The organism is Citrobacter freundii complex sp. CFNIH2, assembly GCF_002880615.1.
GTDB classification, from domain to species: Bacteria; Pseudomonadota; Gammaproteobacteria; order Enterobacterales; family Enterobacteriaceae; genus Citrobacter_A; species Citrobacter_A amalonaticus_F.
In genome coordinates this window covers 4,343,804-4,361,306 of record NZ_CP025757.1, presented here as the reverse complement: position 1 = coordinate 4,361,306, position 17,503 = coordinate 4,343,804, and the positions used below count along the sequence as shown (strand labels likewise).

General features: G+C 56.8%; 18 protein-coding genes and 1 riboswitch. Of the genes, 10 read left to right on the top strand and 8 right to left on the bottom strand.

Annotated features, from left to right (window positions below):
• Window positions 1–514 precede the first annotated feature (514 nt).
• On the top strand, window positions 515–2,104 hold the full coding sequence (purH, locus tag WM46_RS21300) for a bifunctional phosphoribosylaminoimidazolecarboxamide formyltransferase/IMP cyclohydrolase (protein ID WP_061075623.1): 1,590 nt from the start codon (window positions 515–517) through the stop codon (window positions 2,102–2,104).
• Window positions 2,105–2,115: 11 nt separating this feature from the next.
• Window positions 2,116–3,405, top strand: a complete 1,290-nt coding sequence (gene purD / locus WM46_RS21295) for a phosphoribosylamine--glycine ligase (protein WP_102603251.1) — start codon at window positions 2,116–2,118, stop codon at window positions 3,403–3,405.
• On the opposite strand, the gene zraR is transcribed toward purD, so the two are convergent.
• Together zraR and zraS are read right to left on the bottom strand one after the other, a co-directional pair.
• Entirely contained in the window at window positions 3,402–4,727 is a 1,326-nt protein-coding gene (gene zraR, locus WM46_RS21290; protein WP_102603250.1) for a sigma-54-dependent response regulator transcription factor ZraR, read from the bottom strand. The two genes, purD and zraR, sit on opposite strands and share 4 nt — an antisense overlap.
• Window positions 4,724–6,130: a two-component system sensor histidine kinase ZraS gene (gene zraS / locus WM46_RS21285; protein WP_102603868.1), complete on the bottom strand. Its 1,407-nt coding sequence runs from the start codon at window positions 6,128–6,130 to the stop codon at window positions 4,724–4,726. The genes zraR and zraS overlap by 4 nt, the downstream gene beginning before the upstream one ends.
• Window positions 6,131–6,380: 250 nt before the next feature.
• Between zraS and zraP the strand changes: the two genes are divergently transcribed.
• The gene (gene zraP, locus WM46_RS21280; protein WP_061077942.1) at window positions 6,381–6,809 is read left to right on the top strand and encodes a zinc resistance sensor/chaperone ZraP; all 429 of its coding nucleotides are present in this window, start codon (window positions 6,381–6,383) and stop codon (window positions 6,807–6,809) included.
• A 70-nt stretch (window positions 6,810–6,879) separates the two neighbouring features.
• Here the strand turns inward: zraP and WM46_RS21275 are convergent, their stop codons facing one another.
• The 6 genes from WM46_RS21275 to nudC form a co-directional block, all read right to left on the bottom strand.
• Window positions 6,880–7,575 carry a DUF1481 domain-containing protein gene (locus WM46_RS21275; RefSeq protein WP_061077943.1) on the bottom strand — a complete coding sequence of 232 codons (696 nt, stop codon included), beginning with the start codon at window positions 7,573–7,575 and terminating at the stop codon, window positions 6,880–6,882.
• Window positions 7,576–7,587: 12 nt separating this feature from the next.
• Window positions 7,588–7,860, bottom strand: coding sequence for a nucleoid-associated protein HU-alpha (gene hupA, locus WM46_RS21270; protein ID WP_001044509.1), 273 nt, complete (start codon window positions 7,858–7,860; stop codon window positions 7,588–7,590).
• A 186-nt stretch (window positions 7,861–8,046) separates the two neighbouring features.
• Window positions 8,047–8,637: a YjaG family protein gene (locus WM46_RS21265; RefSeq protein WP_102603249.1), complete on the bottom strand. Its 591-nt coding sequence runs from the start codon at window positions 8,635–8,637 to the stop codon at window positions 8,047–8,049.
• Window positions 8,638–8,678: 41 nt separating this feature from the next.
• Window positions 8,679–9,350 carry a deoxyribonuclease V gene (gene nfi / locus WM46_RS21260; protein WP_102603248.1) on the bottom strand — a complete coding sequence of 224 codons (672 nt, stop codon included), beginning with the start codon at window positions 9,348–9,350 and terminating at the stop codon, window positions 8,679–8,681.
• Window positions 9,351–9,359: 9 nt separating this feature from the next.
• The gene (gene hemE, locus WM46_RS21255) at window positions 9,360–10,424 is read right to left on the bottom strand and encodes a uroporphyrinogen decarboxylase (protein WP_042326208.1); all 1,065 of its coding nucleotides are present in this window, start codon (window positions 10,422–10,424) and stop codon (window positions 9,360–9,362) included.
• A 41-nt stretch (window positions 10,425–10,465) separates the two neighbouring features.
• Window positions 10,466–11,239, bottom strand: coding sequence for an NAD(+) diphosphatase (gene nudC, locus WM46_RS21250; protein WP_061075628.1), 774 nt, complete (start codon window positions 11,237–11,239; stop codon window positions 10,466–10,468).
• Between the two features lie 97 nt (window positions 11,240–11,336).
• Here nudC and rsd point away from each other — a divergent pair, with 97 nt between their 5' ends.
• The 7 genes from rsd to thiH all read left to right on the top strand — a co-directional run bounded on the left by rsd (window position 11,337) and on the right by thiH (window position 17,441).
• The gene (gene rsd, locus WM46_RS21245) at window positions 11,337–11,825 is read left to right on the top strand and encodes a sigma D regulator (RefSeq protein WP_102603247.1); all 489 of its coding nucleotides are present in this window, start codon (window positions 11,337–11,339) and stop codon (window positions 11,823–11,825) included.
• Window positions 11,826–11,875: 50 nt separating this feature from the next.
• Window positions 11,876–11,985: riboswitch (TPP riboswitch) on the top strand.
• A gap of 85 nt (window positions 11,986–12,070) precedes the next feature.
• Entirely contained in the window at window positions 12,071–13,972 is a 1,902-nt protein-coding gene (gene thiC / locus WM46_RS21240; protein ID WP_102603246.1) for a phosphomethylpyrimidine synthase ThiC, read from the top strand.
• A complete protein-coding gene (thiE, locus tag WM46_RS21235) occupies window positions 13,972–14,607 on the top strand; it encodes a thiamine phosphate synthase (protein WP_102603245.1) in 636 nt (211 codons plus the stop codon). The genes thiC and thiE overlap by 1 nt, the downstream gene beginning before the upstream one ends.
• A complete protein-coding gene (locus WM46_RS21230) occupies window positions 14,600–15,358 on the top strand; it encodes a HesA/MoeB/ThiF family protein (protein ID WP_102603244.1) in 759 nt (252 codons plus the stop codon). Before thiE ends, WM46_RS21230 begins: the two co-directional genes overlap by 8 nt.
• Window positions 15,339–15,539, top strand: coding sequence for a sulfur carrier protein ThiS (thiS, locus tag WM46_RS21225; protein ID WP_102603243.1), 201 nt, complete (start codon window positions 15,339–15,341; stop codon window positions 15,537–15,539). The genes WM46_RS21230 and thiS overlap by 20 nt, the downstream gene beginning before the upstream one ends.
• 1 nt (window position 15,540) lies before the next feature.
• Window positions 15,541–16,311: a thiazole synthase gene (gene thiG / locus WM46_RS21220; protein ID WP_102603242.1), complete on the top strand. Its 771-nt coding sequence runs from the start codon at window positions 15,541–15,543 to the stop codon at window positions 16,309–16,311.
• Window positions 16,308–17,441, top strand: coding sequence for a 2-iminoacetate synthase ThiH (gene thiH, locus WM46_RS21215; protein WP_061075633.1), 1,134 nt, complete (start codon window positions 16,308–16,310; stop codon window positions 17,439–17,441). The genes thiG and thiH overlap by 4 nt, the downstream gene beginning before the upstream one ends.
• Window positions 17,442–17,503: the final 62 nt, after the last annotated feature.

The following is a 17,503-nucleotide window of genomic DNA, read 5'->3' as shown; positions in this document are numbered from 1 at the left end:
CCACACAGATTGTCTGATAAATTGTTAAAGAGCAGTTGCGACGCGCTTTAGCGCTCTGTCGCGAGGTGGCGTATATTACGCTTTCCTCTTTCAGAGTCAACCCCGATTTTCAGGATTTTTCTCTTCAACCGAACCGGCTGTTTGTGTGAAGTGATTCACATCCGCCGTGTCGATGGAGGCGCATTATAGGGAGTTCCCGAGCATCCGCAATAGAAAAGTTGCAGAAAAATGACTGACTGCTGCATTCCCCAGCAAAACCCCGCCTTATACCCTTTTACACACAGACTTATCCACAATCGTCGGGATCATTGAGCGGATCTTCCCTGTCGTTAACGATCTATATAGAGAGAAAATCAGTACCAGAATCGAAAAAGAAAAATTCGCGAGCGTTGCGCAAACGTTTTCGTTACAATGCCCCCGCAAAACAAGGATGCCCCGTAAGGGGCGTTAGCTAAGTTTTTCACGAAAAATTCAGCTAACGCTCTCTGTTATCGTCAAATCCAGGGGATTTACCATGCAACAACGTCGTCCAGTCCGCCGCGCCCTGCTCAGTGTTTCTGACAAAGCCGGTATCGTCGAATTCGCCCAGGCACTTTCCGCACGTGGTGTGGATCTGCTGTCGACAGGGGGCACTGCCCGTCTGTTAGCAGAAAAAGGTCTGCCGGTGACCGAAGTTTCCGATTACACCGGTTTCCCGGAAATGATGGATGGACGCGTGAAGACCCTGCATCCTAAAGTACACGGCGGCATTCTCGGTCGTCGCGGCCAGGATGACGGGATTATGGAACAGCACGGCATCGCCCCCATCGACATGGTAGTTGTTAACCTTTATCCGTTCGCCCAGACCGTTGCCCGCGAAGGCTGCTCACTGGAAGATGCCGTAGAGAACATCGACATCGGCGGACCGACGATGGTCCGCTCTGCCGCAAAGAACCATAAAGATGTCGCTATCGTAGTAAAGAGCAGCGACTACAACGCCATTATTAATGAGATGGATGCCAACGACGGTTCTCTGACCCTCGACACCCGTTTCGATCTCGCGATTAAAGCCTTCGAACACACCGCCGCCTACGACAGTATGATTGCCAACTATTTTGGCAGCATGGTTCCGGCCTATCACGGTGAAAGCAAAGATGCCGCGGGTCGCTTTCCGCGGACGCTGAACCTGAACTTCATTAAGAAGCAGGATATGCGCTACGGCGAGAACAGCCACCAGCAGGCTGCCTTCTATATAGAAGAGAATGTACAAGAAGCCTCCGTTGCGACCGCTCAACAGGTCCAGGGCAAAGCGCTTTCCTATAACAACATCGCCGATACCGACGCGGCGCTGGAGTGTGTGAAAGCGTTCAGCGAGCCGGCCTGTGTGATCGTCAAGCACGCCAACCCCTGCGGCGTCGCGGTCAGCACCTCGATTCTGGATGCTTACGATCGCGCGTATAAAACGGACCCGACCTCCGCCTTCGGCGGCATCATCGCCTTTAACCGCGAACTGGATGCTGAAACAGCGCAGGCCATCATCTCCCGTCAGTTTGTTGAAGTGATCATCGCCCCATCTGCGACCGAAGAGGCGCTGAAAATCACCGCCGCTAAGCAGAACGTGCGCGTCCTGACCTGCGGTCAGTGGGCTGATCGCGTGCCGGGTCTGGATTTCAAACGTGTTAACGGCGGTTTGCTGGTTCAGGACCGCGATCTGGGTATGGTCACTGCCGGTGAGCTGCGCGTGGTGACGAAGCGTCAGCCGACCGAACAGGAACTGCGTGACGCGCTGTTCTGCTGGAAGGTCGCGAAGTTCGTAAAATCCAACGCCATTGTTTACGCCAAAGAGAACATGACTATCGGTATTGGCGCAGGCCAGATGAGCCGCGTTTACTCCGCCAAAATTGCCGGGATCAAAGCCGCGGATGAAGGTCTGGAAGTGAAAGGTTCCGCCATGGCTTCCGATGCCTTCTTCCCGTTCCGCGATGGTATTGATGCTGCTGCCGCTGTTGGTGTGAGCTGTGTGATCCAGCCTGGCGGTTCCATCCGTGATGATGAAGTCATTGCCGCTGCTGACGAACACGGCATTGCGATGATCTTCACCGACATGCGCCACTTCCGCCATTAATGGAGCGAGACATGAAAGTATTAGTTATCGGAAACGGCGGGCGCGAGCACGCTCTGGCATGGAAAGCCGCTCAGTCACCAACAGTGGCAACCGTATTTGTTGCACCGGGTAATGCCGGTACCGCGCTGGAACCGACGCTGCAAAACGTCGCGATCGGCGCAACCGATATTCCGGCGCTGCTGAACTTTGCCCTGAGCGAAAAGATCGACCTGACGATCGTCGGCCCGGAAGCGCCGCTGGTGAAAGGTGTAGTCGATACCTTCCGTGCGGCGGGCCTGAAAATCTTCGGCCCAACCGCAGGCGCGGCTCAACTGGAAGGTTCCAAAGCGTTCACCAAGGATTTCCTTGCGCGTCACCAGATCCCGACGGCCGAATATCAGAACTTTACGGAGATCGAACCGGCCCTCGCTTATCTGCGTGAGAAAGGCGCGCCGATCGTCATCAAGGCTGACGGTCTGGCTGCCGGTAAGGGTGTGATTGTCGCAATGACGCTGGAAGAAGCCGAAGCCGCCGTACATGACATGCTGGCTGGCAATGCGTTTGGCGACGCGGGTCATCGCATCGTAATTGAAGAGTTCCTCGACGGCGAAGAAGCCAGCTTTATTGTGATGGTCGACGGCGAGCACGTCTTGCCGATGGCGACCAGTCAGGATCATAAGCGTGTAGGCGACGGTGATACCGGCCTGAACACCGGCGGGATGGGCGCCTATTCTCCGGCGCCGGTGGTGACGGATGACGTCCACCAGCGCACGATGGAACGCATCATCTGGCCAACCGTCAAAGGCATGGCGGCAGAAGGTAACACCTATACCGGTTTCCTGTATGCCGGTCTGATGATCGACAAGGAGGGCAACCCGAAGGTGATCGAATTTAACTGCCGTTTTGGCGATCCGGAAACGCAGCCCATCATGCTGCGCATGAAATCCGATCTGGTCGAACTCTGCCTGGCTGCCTGCGAAGGCAAACTGGATGAGCAAAAATCAGAGTGGGACGAGCGCGCCTCGCTTGGTGTGGTGATGGCAGCGGGCGGTTATCCTGGCGATTATCGCACCGGTGATGTGATCCACGGTCTGCCGCTGGAAGAAGTGGCAGATGGCAAAGTGTTCCACGCCGGTACCCAACTGACCAATGACGAGCAGGTCGTCACCAGCGGGGGTCGCGTGCTGTGCGTCACTGCGCTGGGTGATACGGTGGCTGAGGCGCAAAAACGCGCCTATGCCTTAATGACCGATATCCACTGGGACGACTGTTTCTGCCGTAAAGACATCGGCTGGCGCGCCATCGAGCGTGAGCAGAACTAACGCGACAGTTTCGCGAGCAGCGTCTTTCGCGTAATCCCTAACTGGCGGGCGGCTTCCGTTTTATTGCCGCCCGTTTTCTCCAGTGCCGCCAGAATCACCTCTTTTTCAACCTCCACCAGCGGCTGAATGGTCTGTTCCGTCATGTGCGGCAGCGGCTGACTCGCGATCGCCAGCGGCAGCTCGCGCTCAGAAATATACTCTCCGGTCAGCAGGACCACTGAACGCTCAATCGCATTTTCCAGTTCGCGGATATTCCCCGGCCAGTCGTAGTGAATCAGCAAATCCATCGCCCGCGGGGTAAACCCTTTCACCGCCTTACGGTTGCGTTCGGCAAACCGCTGGCGAAAGTGGTCAGCCAACAGGGGGATATCTTCCCGCCGCTGACGCAGCGCGGGCGTTTCAATGGTCACCACATTCAGGCGATAGTAGAGATCCTGACGAAAGCGCCCGACCTTCACCTCTTCCGCCAGATCGCGATGAGTCGCCGCGATCAGCCGGACATCGACCGAGATCGTCTGGTTGCTGCCCACGCGCTGGACTTCGCGTTCCTGAATCGCCCGCAGCAACCGCACCTGCATCATCGGCGAGATATCACCAATCTCATCAAGAAACAGCGTGCCGCCATCGGCTTCGACAAAGCGCCCTTCCCGGCGCTTGTCGGCACCGGTAAATGCGCCTTTTTCATGGCCGAACAGCTCAGATTCCAGTAGTGACTCGTTGAGTGCCGCGCAGTTCAACGTCACCAGCGGCTTGTCGCTCCGCCCGCTGCTGGCATGCAGCGCGCGCGCCACCAGCTCTTTCCCGGTACCGGAATCACCATGAATCAGCACCGTCGCATCGGAAGGCGCAACCATCGCAATTTCACTCAGCAGTTGCTGCATCGCCGGGCTTTTGCCGACCATCCCAAACTGCGAGGCGGAAACTGACGGCAGCTCGCTGGCGGGCGTTCGCGTATGCGCCAGCGCGTTTTCCAGCGTCGTTTGCAGATTGTCAAAATCCAGCGGTTTGATTAAGTAATCCAGCGCACCGGTTTTTAGCGCCTCTACCGCCGTCTCCACGCTGGAAAACGCGGTCATGATCAGCACCGGAATGGCCGGGTTCAGCGCTTTGATCTCTTTCAGCGTTTCGATGCCGTCCATCTCCGCCATGCGTACATCGCACAGCACGAGGTCAAAGACGTGTTCACGCACCTGCTCGAGTGCGGCTCGCCCGCTGTAGGCCAGCGCGACGTCATAGCCCCATCCTCGCAGTAATGCCTGTAAAATAGTGCAGTGGCTGACGTCGTCATCCACCACCAGAATGTCGATCTTTGCGCGAATCATCCTTGTGAATCCTTACGTGTTAACGTCACCGGGAGCCAGAGGGTGAACGTTGCGCCCTTTCCTGGCAAGCTATTCGCCTGAATCGTCCCGCCATGTTGTTCAATGATGTTCTGTACCACCGCCAACCCCAGCCCCGTACCGTCCGCTTTAGTCGTGAAATAAGGGGTGAAAATGGCGGCCAGCTGTTCCGCCGCAATCCCTTTCCCACTGTCTGCAACGGTGATTTTAACGCGATCGGCTCCGCTTGTGCTTGCCTCAACGCGGATGGTCCCCTGCCGATCGATGGCATGAATCGCGTTCAGATAAAGATTCAGCAACACCTGGGTCAGCCGGTCCGGGTCGGCCTGAATGGGCGGTAGCGCAGGGTCAGACACAAATTGCAGATCTATCGCCCGACTCTGCGCGTCCTGGCTGACCAGTTGCAGAGAGTGGCCAATCACCGCATTCAGATCCACCGACTGCAAAGACAAGTGCGCAGGCTTTACCAGCTCCAGCAGCTCGCTTACCACCCGGTTTAAACGATCGGCCTCTTTCGCCATCACCTGCGCCAGTTCATGCGCTTCACCGCCCGCCGGCGCGCGTTCAGCAAAGTACTTCGCCAGCCCTTTGATGGAAGACAGTGGATTACGAATCTCGTGCGCGACACCTGCCGCCAGATGCCCGAGCGCCACCAGCTTCTCTTTACGGTTCATCTCATCCTGCAATAGCTGGCGAGAACGCAGGTATCGCCGGTACCAGAAGAATGTCAGGAGGGTCGCCAGCAATACGGTGGTCAGTGCGAAAAGCATAATCAGCGTATTGCGCCACTCACGCGCCTGCGTCACGGCCAACTCACTGGCATCAAAGGCGATAAAAATAGACTGATGGGCAGAACCCGGCATTCCGGCATTGCCACGCGACATCCCGCGCATCCCGTGTCGTCCGGGGAAAAACAGTGGCTGGAACTGACGATAGATCTCCAGCGCCGGAACGGTTTCCCCCTGCGCATCCGTCGCGTCAAGCGCACGCCAGCGCGCCTCTTCTCCCGGATGTAATGTTTGCATCTCTGCCGGCGAGTAGAGCGTTTTCCCGACCAGGGCAGGATCGCTGTGCATGACAACGTTGCCCTGCGCATCCGTCACGGCAAACCACAGTACGCCAGGCTGCCCCGCCATCTCTTCGAGCAGCGTTTGCTGCTGAGCATGATGCATCCGCATGCCCATCCCGACGCGCGTCCCCGACTCCAGCGCACGGATCAGCACACTGCCTTTTTCCAGCAGCGTCTGCCGCGCTGCGTCACTTTCCCGTCCGTAATCGCGGATCACCATCACGGCAAATAGCCCAACCAGAATCAGGATGATGGCGGGTAGCACGCCGCTCAACCATCGGGCTACCGTATCCTTATGTTCTCGCATCATTCTCATCAGCTCTGAGTGACTCAATCCCTTTTTTGCTTCAGCAGAAATCATGCCACTTTTCGCGGCCCGTATCCCGGTCTTGCCACACAAACTGCCGACACCGCCGGGTAAAAATGACCCACTGCATCCTTCCGGCGAGTCATTTTTACTCGCTTTGCCAGCCTGCGCGTCGCCAGAACCCACACCGGGCGGGAAAAATCGGTCTGGCACGGAAGATGCAATACGGAAGATAAGACCACCCACAGGAGGATAAATGATGAAAAGGAACACGAAAAAAGCAGGCCTGGCGCTGATCGCCCTCTCTTTGATGGTGCTGGGCTCCAGCCCCGCACTGGCGCGACATCACTGGGGGAACGGCGGCGGCATGTGGCAACAGAATGGCAGTGGACTGAGCGCAGAGCAGCAGGCTGCCGCGCAAAAAATCCATAATGACTTTTACAACCAGACTAACGCCTTACGCCAGCAACTGATGTCCAAACGCTATGAATACAACGCGCTGTTAGCAACGAATCCGCCGGATACCGCCAAAATCAACGCGGTAGCGAAAGAGATGGAAACCTTAAGACAGTCACTGGATGAACAGCGGGTGAAACGGGATGTTGCCATGGCTCAGGCCGGTGTCCCTGGCGGTATGGGGATGGGTTACGGCGGATGCGGTGGCGGCGGTCATATGGGGCGCTGGTAATGTTTTGCCTGATGGCGCTACGCTTATCAGGCCTACAGAATGTCTGGTGTAGGCTGCCATCCGGCATCCATCAAAACGTTTTTTCTTTTGGCTGCCAGTGACAGAAATCGGAATTCGCCACCAGCAGAAGCTGTGACCCTTCGGGCGCCTCCAGCCATGCCACGCTGACGTCAACAGATGAACGGCTCTGGCGGCGCTCAATGTGACCCATCGCCCAGGCATCTAAATCCGGTTTAATCGTCTCGCCTTCGCAGGTGGTAACCGTACGTTCAGCGGCATGCCAGCGTCCCTGACGCAAGACCACCCGCCCCTGTCGCAATGCATCGCTGGTCTGGCGGATCTGCTCGGCACGATAACGGTACAATTCGATTTGGTCGTTCGACAACTGCTGTTTATGGCCATCGACTTCGCGCTGCATAAAGCTTAGCTCGCCGCGATCGTCAAAACGCACGCGGATATGCTCCGGCGGTTCGCCATAAATATTGAGTTCTATCAGTGAAAGGGAATCACCCTGCCAGCGGTACTCGCTGGTTGTGGTACTGCCATTACGCCACGGACTAAACACCGAAAGCATATGGACGCCATCTGACGCATCTTTACGCCAGATACGCACCGCCCCCTGGTTGTCAGCAAACCCACTGGCGGTAAACGGCGGAAGAGAGGCGTTATGGCTACAGGCCGTCAGCAACAGCACGCCTGCTAACGTCAACGTACGACGCCAGACAGACGAAAGGGGCGAAGCCGCCCCTTCATTAAAACTGTTCACAGCCACGCGGTCTTACTTAACTGCGTCTTTCAGTGCTTTACCAGAAACAAACGCCGGTACGTTAGCTGCGGCGATTTTGATTTCTTTACCGGTCTGCGGGTTGCGGCCAGTGCGCTCAGCACGGTGGTTCACTTTGAAGGTACCGAAACCAACCAGTTGTACAGCATCGCCTTCTTTCAGAGACTCAGTAATAGCAGCCAGAGTGGATTCCAGAGCAGCTTTAGCCTGGGTTTTGGACAGTTCTGCTTTGTCTGCAATTACATCAATCAGTTGAGTCTTGTTCATAAGTTATCCTTACAATGTGTTTATCGCTTGCTAAGCATCGAGTGCGACGGAAATGCCAGAAAAGCACTCTCCTGCATACACGCACCGATAGCCACTTTTTTTCGCCCTCCAAATGTAGACCAGACGGGGGGCGGAAGGGAAGCCTTCAGGTACGACAATTCAGAAGTTAAATCACGTTTTCGTGTCTTACTGCTGCAAATTTATACCGATATTGCTCTCGCCAGCCTCACGCAGGTCTGCTCTAAGCCCTTTTATCAGCTCAATGTCGCGTTCTTCGCTGTCAGCTAAAAGTCGGAATATTTCCCACTGAATATCCCACTCTTGCTCCACCGCCGGGTTATCTTTGAGCTCTTCATCGCTCATTTCTCGACCTGCCTGGGTCATTTCCAGCATCGCAACCGTGGTTATGGACGTCTTGCTGACTTCAATGGCGTGTTCCAGCGTCTCACCGCTCAAACGGGAATGAACCAGCTCGCTTAACGCCACGCAGGCATCAATGGCCGGATAAACCCCATACAGGTCATAATCGTCTGCCGCCGGAATCGCTTCTTCAAACTTCTCCAGTTGGCTGTCGAAATTCACTTTCGCGTCTTTGACCGTCAGTGTTTCCCAGATCAGGTCCAGAATACGGCGGTACACTTGTCCGTCGCCAAACCCGGTCTGTTGGCAGAACATGGCATAGTTCGGGTACATACGCTCACACAGGCAGGCCATAAACGTGACGTGCTGCCAGCTTTCCAGACGTTCCAGACGCAGATGAATCGGGTTTTGTAACATGATGAATTCTCGAATCAGAAATTAGCGGCAGTGTACCGCAATCAGGGCTGAATTTCCTGCCATCGCATAAACGCCGGACGTTCAGATGCCACCGCATCCGCCCAACGGGTTGGCTCCGGCAGGCGGTAACCTTTCATACAGCGCTGCACCCACGCCAGAGCGCTGTCCAACCCGACACGATGGCCCGTAGCGATAAACAGCGGATTACAGCGCGCTTTGCTGCGCCAGACCCATGCCAGTTGTTCATCTTTGTCCATCAGCGGCGCCAGTGCGCCGGGTTCATCACCAAGGGGCCCAAACGTGCCGCACAGACGCTTTTTCGCCACGCCAATGGTGGGCACATCCACCAGCAGCCCAAAGTGGCTGGCCACGCCGAGACGACGCGGGTGTGAGATACCGTGTCCATCCACAAACACTAAATCCGGTTTTTGCGGCAATTGTTCCCACGCGGCCAACAGCGCGGGATACTCGCGAAATGAGAGAAAGCCGGGGATATAAGGCATGGTGGTGGCGATCCGCGCCACCTGGTATTCGACCAATTCCAGCGAGGGATATTTCAGCAGCACGATCGCGGCTCGCGTTACCTCACCACCTTGCTCAAACCCGACGTCGGCACCGGCGATCAGTTCCGGCGGATCGTTATCGAAACGATCCGCACGGATCACCGATGAGGCCAGTTCACGCTGCTGAGCACGTAGCGATGCGAGATCCATACTGACGCTCTACTTATGATACTGCGCAGATAAGCGGTGAACCGCCTCAACAAAGACGCCAGCATGCTCTGGCGGCACATCCTGATGAATGCCGTGGCCGAGGTTAAAAACATGGCCCTCGCCCTGTCCGAAACCGGAGAGGATCGTCGCCACTTCTTCTTCGATACGCGCCGCAGGCGCATAGAGCATCGATGGATCCATGTTGCCCTGCAAGGCCACTTTATGCCCCACACGACGACGGGCATCGGCAATATCGGTGGTCCAGTCGAGTCCGAGCGCATCGCAGCCGGTTTCCGCCATGGCTTCCAGCCACTGTCCGCCGCCTTTGGTGAATAGCGTCACCGGCACGCGGCGACCGTCGTTTTCACGCAGCAGGCCATCGACGATTTTGTGCATGTAATACAGCGAGAACTGCTGATAATCGCGCCCGGTCAGCACGCCGCCCCAGGTGTCGAAAATCATCACCGACTGTGCGCCCGCCTTGATTTGAGCATTGAGATACAGCGTGACGCTCTTCGCCAGCTTATCAAGCAGCGCATGCAGCGTTTTCGGGTCGGCATACATCATCTTTTTAATCACGGTAAAGGCTTTACTGCTTCCGCCTTCCACCATGTAGGTCGCCAGCGTCCACGGACTGCCGGAGAAACCAATCAGCGGCACGTCGCCTTTTAGCTCGCGACGAATCGTGCGTACCGCATTCATCACGTAGCCCAGTTCATCTTCCGGATCGGGAACCGGCAGTTTGTCGACATCGGCTTTGCAAGCCACCGGAGCGGTGAAACGCGGACCTTCGCCGGCTTCAAAATAGAGCCCCAGCCCCATCGCATCCGGAATGGTCAGGATATCCGAGAAGAGGATCGCCGCATCAAGCGGATAACGGCGCAGCGGCTGGAGCGTCACTTCACAGGCCAGCTCGGCATTTTTGCACAGCGACATAAAATCGCCCGCCTCTGCGCGGGTGGCTTTATATTCCGGTAAATAGCGGCCCGCCTGGCGCATCATCCATACCGGGGTGACATCAACGGGCTGGCGCAGCAGCGCACGCAGATAACGATCGTTCTTCAGTTCGGTCATTTTTGCAGTTCCTTATTGCGTCAGGCCGTCAGTGTATCATGTCATTCATACTCAGCCCGACACATTGCCACGGTATCTTCGATCAGACGCCGTGCGACGGTGCCTGGCGGCGGCAGGAGCGGTAGATCATCGTAGCGATACCAGTTAGCCTCCAGCAGCTCTTTCGGGTCGATGACGATCTCGCCGCTGTCATACTCCGCCATAAACGCGGTCATCAGCGACATCGGGAAAGGCCACGGCTGCGAGGTGATATAGCGCAGGTTTTTAATTTTAATGCCGCTCTCTTCCATCACCTCACGCGCCACCGCCTGTTCCAGGGTTTCACCCACCTCAACAAATCCGGCAAGTACGGTATGTACGCCGTTGCGATGGCGAACGTGTTGGGCAAGCAGAATCGAATCCTCACGGCGAATGGCGACGATAATGCAGGGGGCGATTTGCGGATAGTAACGTTCACGGCAGTGGGTACAGAGCATCGCCCATTCGGTTTTACTCGGCTGCATCGGGTGCCCGCAGTAGCCGCAGAACTTATGCGATCGATAAAACTCAGCCAGTTGCACACCGCGACCCGCCAGTTGAAACAGCCCCGCATCCTGATCGAGCACCTGACGAACCGATCCCATCTCGTGACGCCGATGCTGTAGCACCAGCCAGACGGGCTCCCCTTCCCACTCTCCGATTTGCAGCGCTGGCTGCCCGACAAGATCGAAATTTGCCGCGTCGCCGTGTGGCAATTCGCCATGAGGCAACCATAATTTTTGCTCATGGCTGACGATCCACCAGCCGTGATCTAATTTTTCAATAATACGATCCATAGCTCTTGCACTACCTTTGCTTCACTGGCATGTTGATAACATTATTTTTACAATTCCTGCGTGAGCAGTTTTTAAATCTACACTTGCGGAGTCAATCATGCTAAACCAGCTGGAAGACCTGACAGAGCGCGTCAGAGGAAGTAACAAACTGGTTGATCGCTGGCTACATATACGTAAGCATCTGCTCGTGGCTTACTACAATCTGGTTGGCATTAAGCCTGGCAAAGAATCGTACATGCGGCTGAATGAAAAAGCGCTGGATGATTTTTGTCAGAGCCTGGTCGACTACCTTTCCACCGGACACTTCAGTATTTATGAACGTATTCTGTATAAATTGGAAGGTAACGGGCAGCTTTTAAAAGCGACAAAAATTTGGCCGCTACTGGAAGCTAACACACAACGCATTATGGACTACTATGACTCCAGCCTGGAAACGGCGATTGATCACGATAACTGCCTGGAGTTTCAGCAGGTTTTATCCGATCTCGGCGAAGCGCTGGAAGCCCGATTTGCGCTGGAAGATAAGCTGATCATGCTGGTCTTTGACGCCATGCATGACAATGCGGTCATTAAACGTCCTGCTTGAGTTCGGCGCACATAACGCGTAATTTACCCCTATTGCCTCTTATCAGAGGTTACATCTTGTCGGAGTGCCTGGTGTGAAAACACCGGCTGAGACCGTTAATTCGGGATCCGCGGAACCTGATCAGGTTAAAACCTGCGAAGGGAACAAGAGTAATTCTGCTTTATGCGTAAGCCTTAACGGGCGGCGCACACCTATTACTCCTCCGTCGTCTGACAAGCCATCTCCTTACTTTTTTGGAATGAGCTATGTCTGCAACTACCCCTAAATTGTCCCGCCGCGAACAGCGCGCGCAAGCACAACACTTTATCGATACGCTGGAAGGCACCGCTTTCCCGAACTCCAGACGCATCTACATCACCGGCTCGACGAGCGATATCCGCATTCCGATGCGAGAGATCCAGCTTAGCCCGACGCTCATCGGCGGTAGCAAAGCGGAGCCGCAGTTTGAAGAGAACGAAGCGATTCCGGTGTACGACACGTCCGGTCCCTACGGCGATCCCGAGGTGGCGATCAACGTTCAGCAGGGTCTGGCGAAGCTGCGCCAACCGTGGATTGACGCCCGTCACGACAGCGAGGTGCTGACCGATCGGAGCTCAGCATACACCAAAGCACGCCTGGCCGACGACGGTCTGGACGAGCTGCGCTTCACCGGCTTGCTGACGCCAAAACGCGCCAAAGCGGGTAAATGCGTGACTCAGTTGCACTACGCCCGCCAGGGGATCGTCACCCCGGAAATGGAGTTTATCGCCATTCGTGAAAACATGGGCCGTGAACGCATCCGCAGTGAAGTGTTACGCCAGCAGCATCCTGGCGAAGGATTTGGCGCACGCCTGCCGGAGAACATCACGCCGGAATTTGTGCGTGATGAAGTGGCCGCCGGACGGGCGATCATCCCTGCCAACATCAACCACCCGGAATCTGAGCCCATGATTATTGGCCGTAACTTCCTGGTGAAAGTGAATGCCAACATCGGTAATTCCGCCGTCACCTCCTCCATTGAAGAAGAAGTGGAGAAACTGGTGTGGTCAACGCGCTGGGGAGCGGACACCGTAATGGACCTCTCCACCGGTCGCTATATTCACGAAACCCGTGAGTGGATCCTGCGTAACAGTCCGGTACCGATCGGCACCGTACCGATCTACCAGGCGCTGGAGAAGGTCAACGGGATCGCTGAAGATCTGACCTGGGAAGCCTTCCGCGATACGCTGCTGGAGCAGGCCGAACAGGGGGTGGACTACTTCACCATCCATGCCGGGGTGCTGCTGCGCTATGTGCCGATGACCGCGAAACGTCTGACAGGGATTGTCTCGCGCGGGGGATCCATTATGGCGAAATGGTGTCTCTCTCATCACAAAGAGAACTTCCTCTACCAGCACTTCCGCGAGATTTGTGAAATCTGCGCCGCCTATGATGTATCGCTGTCGCTTGGCGATGGCCTGCGTCCAGGTTCCCTTCAGGACGCCAACGACGAGGCGCAATTCTCGGAGCTGCATACGCTGGGAGAACTGACGAAGATCGCCTGGGAATACGATGTGCAGGTGATGATTGAAGGCCCGGGCCACGTGCCGATGCAGATGATCCGTCGCAATATGACCGAAGAGCTGGATCACTGTCACGAAGCGCCATTCTACACCTTAGGCCCACTGACCACCGATATCGCACCGGGTTACGATCATTTCACCTCAGGGATTGGCGCGGCGATGATCGGCTGGTTTGGCTGCGCGATGCTCTGCTACGTCACGCCGAAAGAGCACCTCGGGCTGCCGAACAAAGAAGATGTCAAACAGGGGCTGATTACCTACAAGATTGCCGCCCATGCCGCCGACCTGGCGAAAGGGCATCCGGGGGCGCAAATCCGTGATAACGCGATGTCGAAAGCGCGCTTTGAATTCCGCTGGGAAGACCAGTTTAATCTGGCGCTCGACCCGTTCACCGCCCGCGCCTACCACGACGAAACCCTGCCCCAGGAGTCCGGCAAAGTGGCGCACTTCTGCTCCATGTGCGGCCCGAAATTCTGCTCAATGAAAATCAGTCAGGAGGTTCGTGACTACGCCGCCGCCCAGACAATCGAAGTGGGAATGGCGGATATGTCAGAAAACTTCCGCGCTAAAGGCGGAGAAATCTACCTCAAACGGGAGGAAGCCTGATGGTTCAACCTGATTTCCCGACGGTTCCTTTTCGCCTGGGCCTCTATCCGGTTGTCGACAGCGTGGCGTGGATCGCGCGCCTGCTCGACGCTGGCGTGAAGACGCTTCAACTGCGCATCAAAGATAAGCGCGATGAAGAGGTGGAAGCCGATGTGGTTGCCGCTATCGAACTGGGGCGGAAATACAACGCCCGTCTGTTTATTAACGATTACTGGCGGCTGGCGATCAAACACCGTGCATATGGCGTGCATCTGGGTCAGGAAGATCTGGAAACCACCGATCTGAAGGCGATTCAGGCGGCAGGATTACGCCTGGGCGTCTCGACGCACGACGATATGGAGATCGACGTGGCGCTGGCGGCACGTCCCTCTTACATCGCGCTGGGCCACGTCTTCCCGACGCAGACTAAGCAGATGCCGTCTGCGCCGCAGGGACTGGAGCAACTCGCGCAGCATATCAATCGTCTGAACGATTACCCAACCGTCGCCATTGGCGGGATCAGCCTGGAGCGCGCGCCCGCAGTACTGGCGACTGGCGTAGGGAGTATTGCGGTGGTCAGCGCCATTACCCAGGCCGAAGACTGGCGAGCAGCCACCGCGCAGTTGCTGGCAATAGCAGGAGCAGGCGATGAATGACCGTGACTTTATGCGCTATAGCCGTCAGATCCTGCTGGGCGATATCGCTATTGACGGTCAGCAAAAGCTGCTTGCCAGCCGTGTGCTGATCGTCGGGCTGGGCGGATTAGGCTCACCGGCCGCGCTGTATCTGGCAGGCGCCGGTGTCGGTACGCTGGTGCTGGCTGACGACGATGACGTTCACCTCAGCAATCTGCAACGGCAGATCCTGTTCACCACGGATGATATTGCCCGCGCTAAATCGCAGGTTGCACAGCAGCGGTTGGCACGACTCAATCCGGATATCGAACTGCTCTCGCTGACGCAGCGTCTGAGTGGAGAGGCGCTCAGACATGCGGTGGCGCAAGCAGATGTCGTGCTCGACTGCACCGACAACATGGCGACGCGTCAGGAAATTAACGCCGCCTGCGTGGCGCTTGATACCCCGCTGATTACCGCCAGCGCGGTCGGTTTTGGCGGCCAGTTGATGGTGTTGACGCCGCCCTGGACGCAAGGCTGCTATCGCTGCTTATGGCCAGACGACGCAGAACCCGAGCGCAACTGTCGTACGGCGGGCGTTATCGGTCCCGTCGTCGGGGTGATGGGGACCCTGCAGGCGCTGGAAGCGATCAAACTGCTCAGCGGTATGGAGATACCCGGCGGCGAACTGCGCCTGTTTGACGGCAAAACCAGTCAGTGGCGCAGCCTAGCATTACACCGCGCCAGCGGGTGTCCGGTGTGTGGAGGGCGACATGCGAATACAGTTCAATGATGAGCCAATGCAGTGTGCAGAGGGACTCTCCGTGCATAAGCTGCTGATTCAATTGAATCAGTTAAAACCCGGCGCCGCACTGGCGCTGAATCAACAGATCCTGCCCCGCGAGCAGTGGGAGCAGCACATCGTGCAGGAAGGCGACCAGATCCTGCTTTTTCAGGTTATCGCGGGGGGTTGACATGTTACGTATTGCAGATAAAACGTTTGATTCGCATCTGTTCACGGGTACGGGTAAGTTTGCATCACCAGCATTAATGATTGACGCGATCCGCGCCTCCGGTAGCCAACTGGTGACGCTGGCCATGAAGCGTGTGGATTTGCGCCAGCATAATGACGCCATCCTGGCTCCCCTTATCGACGCGGGCGTCACGTTGCTGCCCAACACGTCCGGGGCGAAAACGGCGGAAGAGGCAATCTTTGCCGCACAACTTGCGCGCGAGGCGCTCGGTACCCATTGGCTGAAGCTGGAAATTCACCCCGATGCGCGCTGGTTATTGCCGGATCCCATTGAAACGCTGAAAGCTGCCGAGGCGCTGGTAAAACAAGGATTTGTGGTGCTGCCTTACTGCGGTGCGGATCCGGTACTGTGCAAACGGCTGGAAGAGGTGGGCTGTGCAGCGGTAATGCCGCTCGGCGCGCCGATTGGCTCTAATCAGGGGCTGGAAACCCGGGCCATGCTGGAGATCATTATCCAGCAGTCCACCGTTCCGGTGGTGGTGGATGCCGGAATCGGCGTACCCAGCCACGCCACGCAGGCGCTGGAAATGGGCGCGGACGCGGTGCTGGTGAATACGGCGATTGCCGTGGCGGACGATCCGGTGATGATGGCCCGCGCTTTCCGTCTGGCGGTGGACGCGGGTCTTCTGGCGCGTCAGGCTGGACCGGGTAGCCGCAGCCGTCAGGCGCAGGCCACCAGCCCGCTGACCGGTTTTCTGGAGGCTTCAGCATGAAAACGTTCACCGATCGCTGGCAGCAACTCGACTGGGACGACATCCGCCTGCGCATCAACAGCAAAACGTCCGCTGACGTTGAGCGGGCGCTAAATGCGCCCCACCCCAGCCGCGACGATATGATGGCACTGCTGTCACCTGCCGCGAGCGCATACCTTGAACCGCTGGCACAACAGGCGCAAAAGCTCACCCGCCAGCGCTTCGGCAATACGGTGAGCTTTTACGTCCCGCTGTATCTCTCCAATCTGTGCGCTAACGACTGTACCTACTGTGGTTTTTCGATGAGTAACCGCATCAAGCGCAAAACGCTGGATGACGCGGAAATTGCCCGCGAATGCGCGGCGATCCGCGAGTTGGGTTTCGAGCATCTCCTGCTGGTCACCGGCGAGCATCAGGCAAAGGTCGGGATGGACTATTTCCGTCGCCACTTACCCACCATTCGCCAGCAGTTTTCGTCATTACAGATGGAGGTTCAGCCATTAGCCGAGGCGGAATATGCCGAACTGAAAACGCTGGGGCTCGACGGAGTGATGGTCTATCAGGAGACGTATCACGAGGCGATGTACGCGCAGCACCATCTGAAGGGGAAAAAACAGGATTTCTTCTGGCGTCTGGAAACCCCGGACCGGCTGGGGCGCGCAGGTATCGACAAAATCGGCCTCGGGGCGCTGATTGGTCTTTCCGACAACTGGCGGGTGGATTGCTATATGGTTGCTGAGCATCTGCTGTGGCTTCAGCAGCACTACTGGCAAAGCCGCTACTCGATTTCGTTCCCACGCTTGCGCCCATGCGCTGGCGGTATTGAGCCCGCCTCAATCATGGATGAGCGTCAACTGGTACAAACCATTTGCGCGTTCCGTCTGCTGGCGCCGGAGATTGAGCTGTCGTTGTCTACGCGGGAATCGCCCTGGTTTCGTGACCACGTGATCCCGCTGGCGATTAACAATGTCAGCGCGTTCTCGAAAACCCAGCCTGGCGGATATGCGGACGATCACCCCGAACTGGAACAGTTCGCGCCGCATGACAACCGCCGTCCCGAAACTGTCGCCGATGCGCTTTCCGCGCAGGGACTTCAGCCGGTATGGAAGGACTGGGATGCGTATCTGGGGCGCGCTTCGCAAAGGCTATGAACCGCCTTGCAAAGGCGGTAACTCTTTTACGAGCCGCGACGAAAGAGAGAAAACGAGAGGTT

What these genes read in the sequence shown, in the direction of transcription:
- thiH (WP_061075633.1), top strand. Translation starts at nt 16,308, where the DNA reads ATGAAAACGTTCACCGATCGCTGGCAGCAACTCGACTGGGACGACATC.
- purD (WP_102603251.1), top strand. Translation starts at nt 2,116, where the DNA reads ATGAAAGTATTAGTTATCGGAAACGGCGGGCGCGAGCACGCTCTGGCA.
- hemE (WP_042326208.1), bottom strand. Translation starts at nt 10,424, where the DNA reads ATGACCGAACTGAAGAACGATCGTTATCTGCGTGCGCTGCTGCGCCAG.
- nfi (WP_102603248.1), bottom strand. Translation starts at nt 9,350, where the DNA reads ATGGATCTCGCATCGCTACGTGCTCAGCAGCGTGAACTGGCCTCATCG.
- hupA (WP_001044509.1), bottom strand. Translation starts at nt 7,860, where the DNA reads ATGAACAAGACTCAACTGATTGATGTAATTGCAGACAAAGCAGAACTG.
- thiC (WP_102603246.1), top strand. Translation starts at nt 12,071, where the DNA reads ATGTCTGCAACTACCCCTAAATTGTCCCGCCGCGAACAGCGCGCGCAA.
- zraR (WP_102603250.1), bottom strand. Translation starts at nt 4,727, where the DNA reads ATGATTCGCGCAAAGATCGACATTCTGGTGGTGGATGACGACGTCAGC.
- thiE (WP_102603245.1), top strand. Translation starts at nt 13,972, where the DNA reads ATGGTTCAACCTGATTTCCCGACGGTTCCTTTTCGCCTGGGCCTCTAT.
- purH (WP_061075623.1), top strand. Translation starts at nt 515, where the DNA reads ATGCAACAACGTCGTCCAGTCCGCCGCGCCCTGCTCAGTGTTTCTGAC.
- rsd (WP_102603247.1), top strand. Translation starts at nt 11,337, where the DNA reads ATGCTAAACCAGCTGGAAGACCTGACAGAGCGCGTCAGAGGAAGTAAC.
- zraS (WP_102603868.1), bottom strand. Translation starts at nt 6,130, where the DNA reads ATGAGAATGATGCGAGAACATAAGGATACGGTAGCCCGATGGTTGAGC.
- WM46_RS21230 (WP_102603244.1), top strand. Translation starts at nt 14,600, where the DNA reads ATGAATGACCGTGACTTTATGCGCTATAGCCGTCAGATCCTGCTGGGC.
- WM46_RS21265 (WP_102603249.1), bottom strand. Translation starts at nt 8,637, where the DNA reads ATGTTACAAAACCCGATTCATCTGCGTCTGGAACGTCTGGAAAGCTGG.
- nudC (WP_061075628.1), bottom strand. Translation starts at nt 11,239, where the DNA reads ATGGATCGTATTATTGAAAAATTAGATCACGGCTGGTGGATCGTCAGC.
- thiS (WP_102603243.1), top strand. Translation starts at nt 15,339, where the DNA reads ATGCGAATACAGTTCAATGATGAGCCAATGCAGTGTGCAGAGGGACTC.
- thiG (WP_102603242.1), top strand. Translation starts at nt 15,541, where the DNA reads ATGTTACGTATTGCAGATAAAACGTTTGATTCGCATCTGTTCACGGGT.
- zraP (WP_061077942.1), top strand. Translation starts at nt 6,381, where the DNA reads ATGAAAAGGAACACGAAAAAAGCAGGCCTGGCGCTGATCGCCCTCTCT.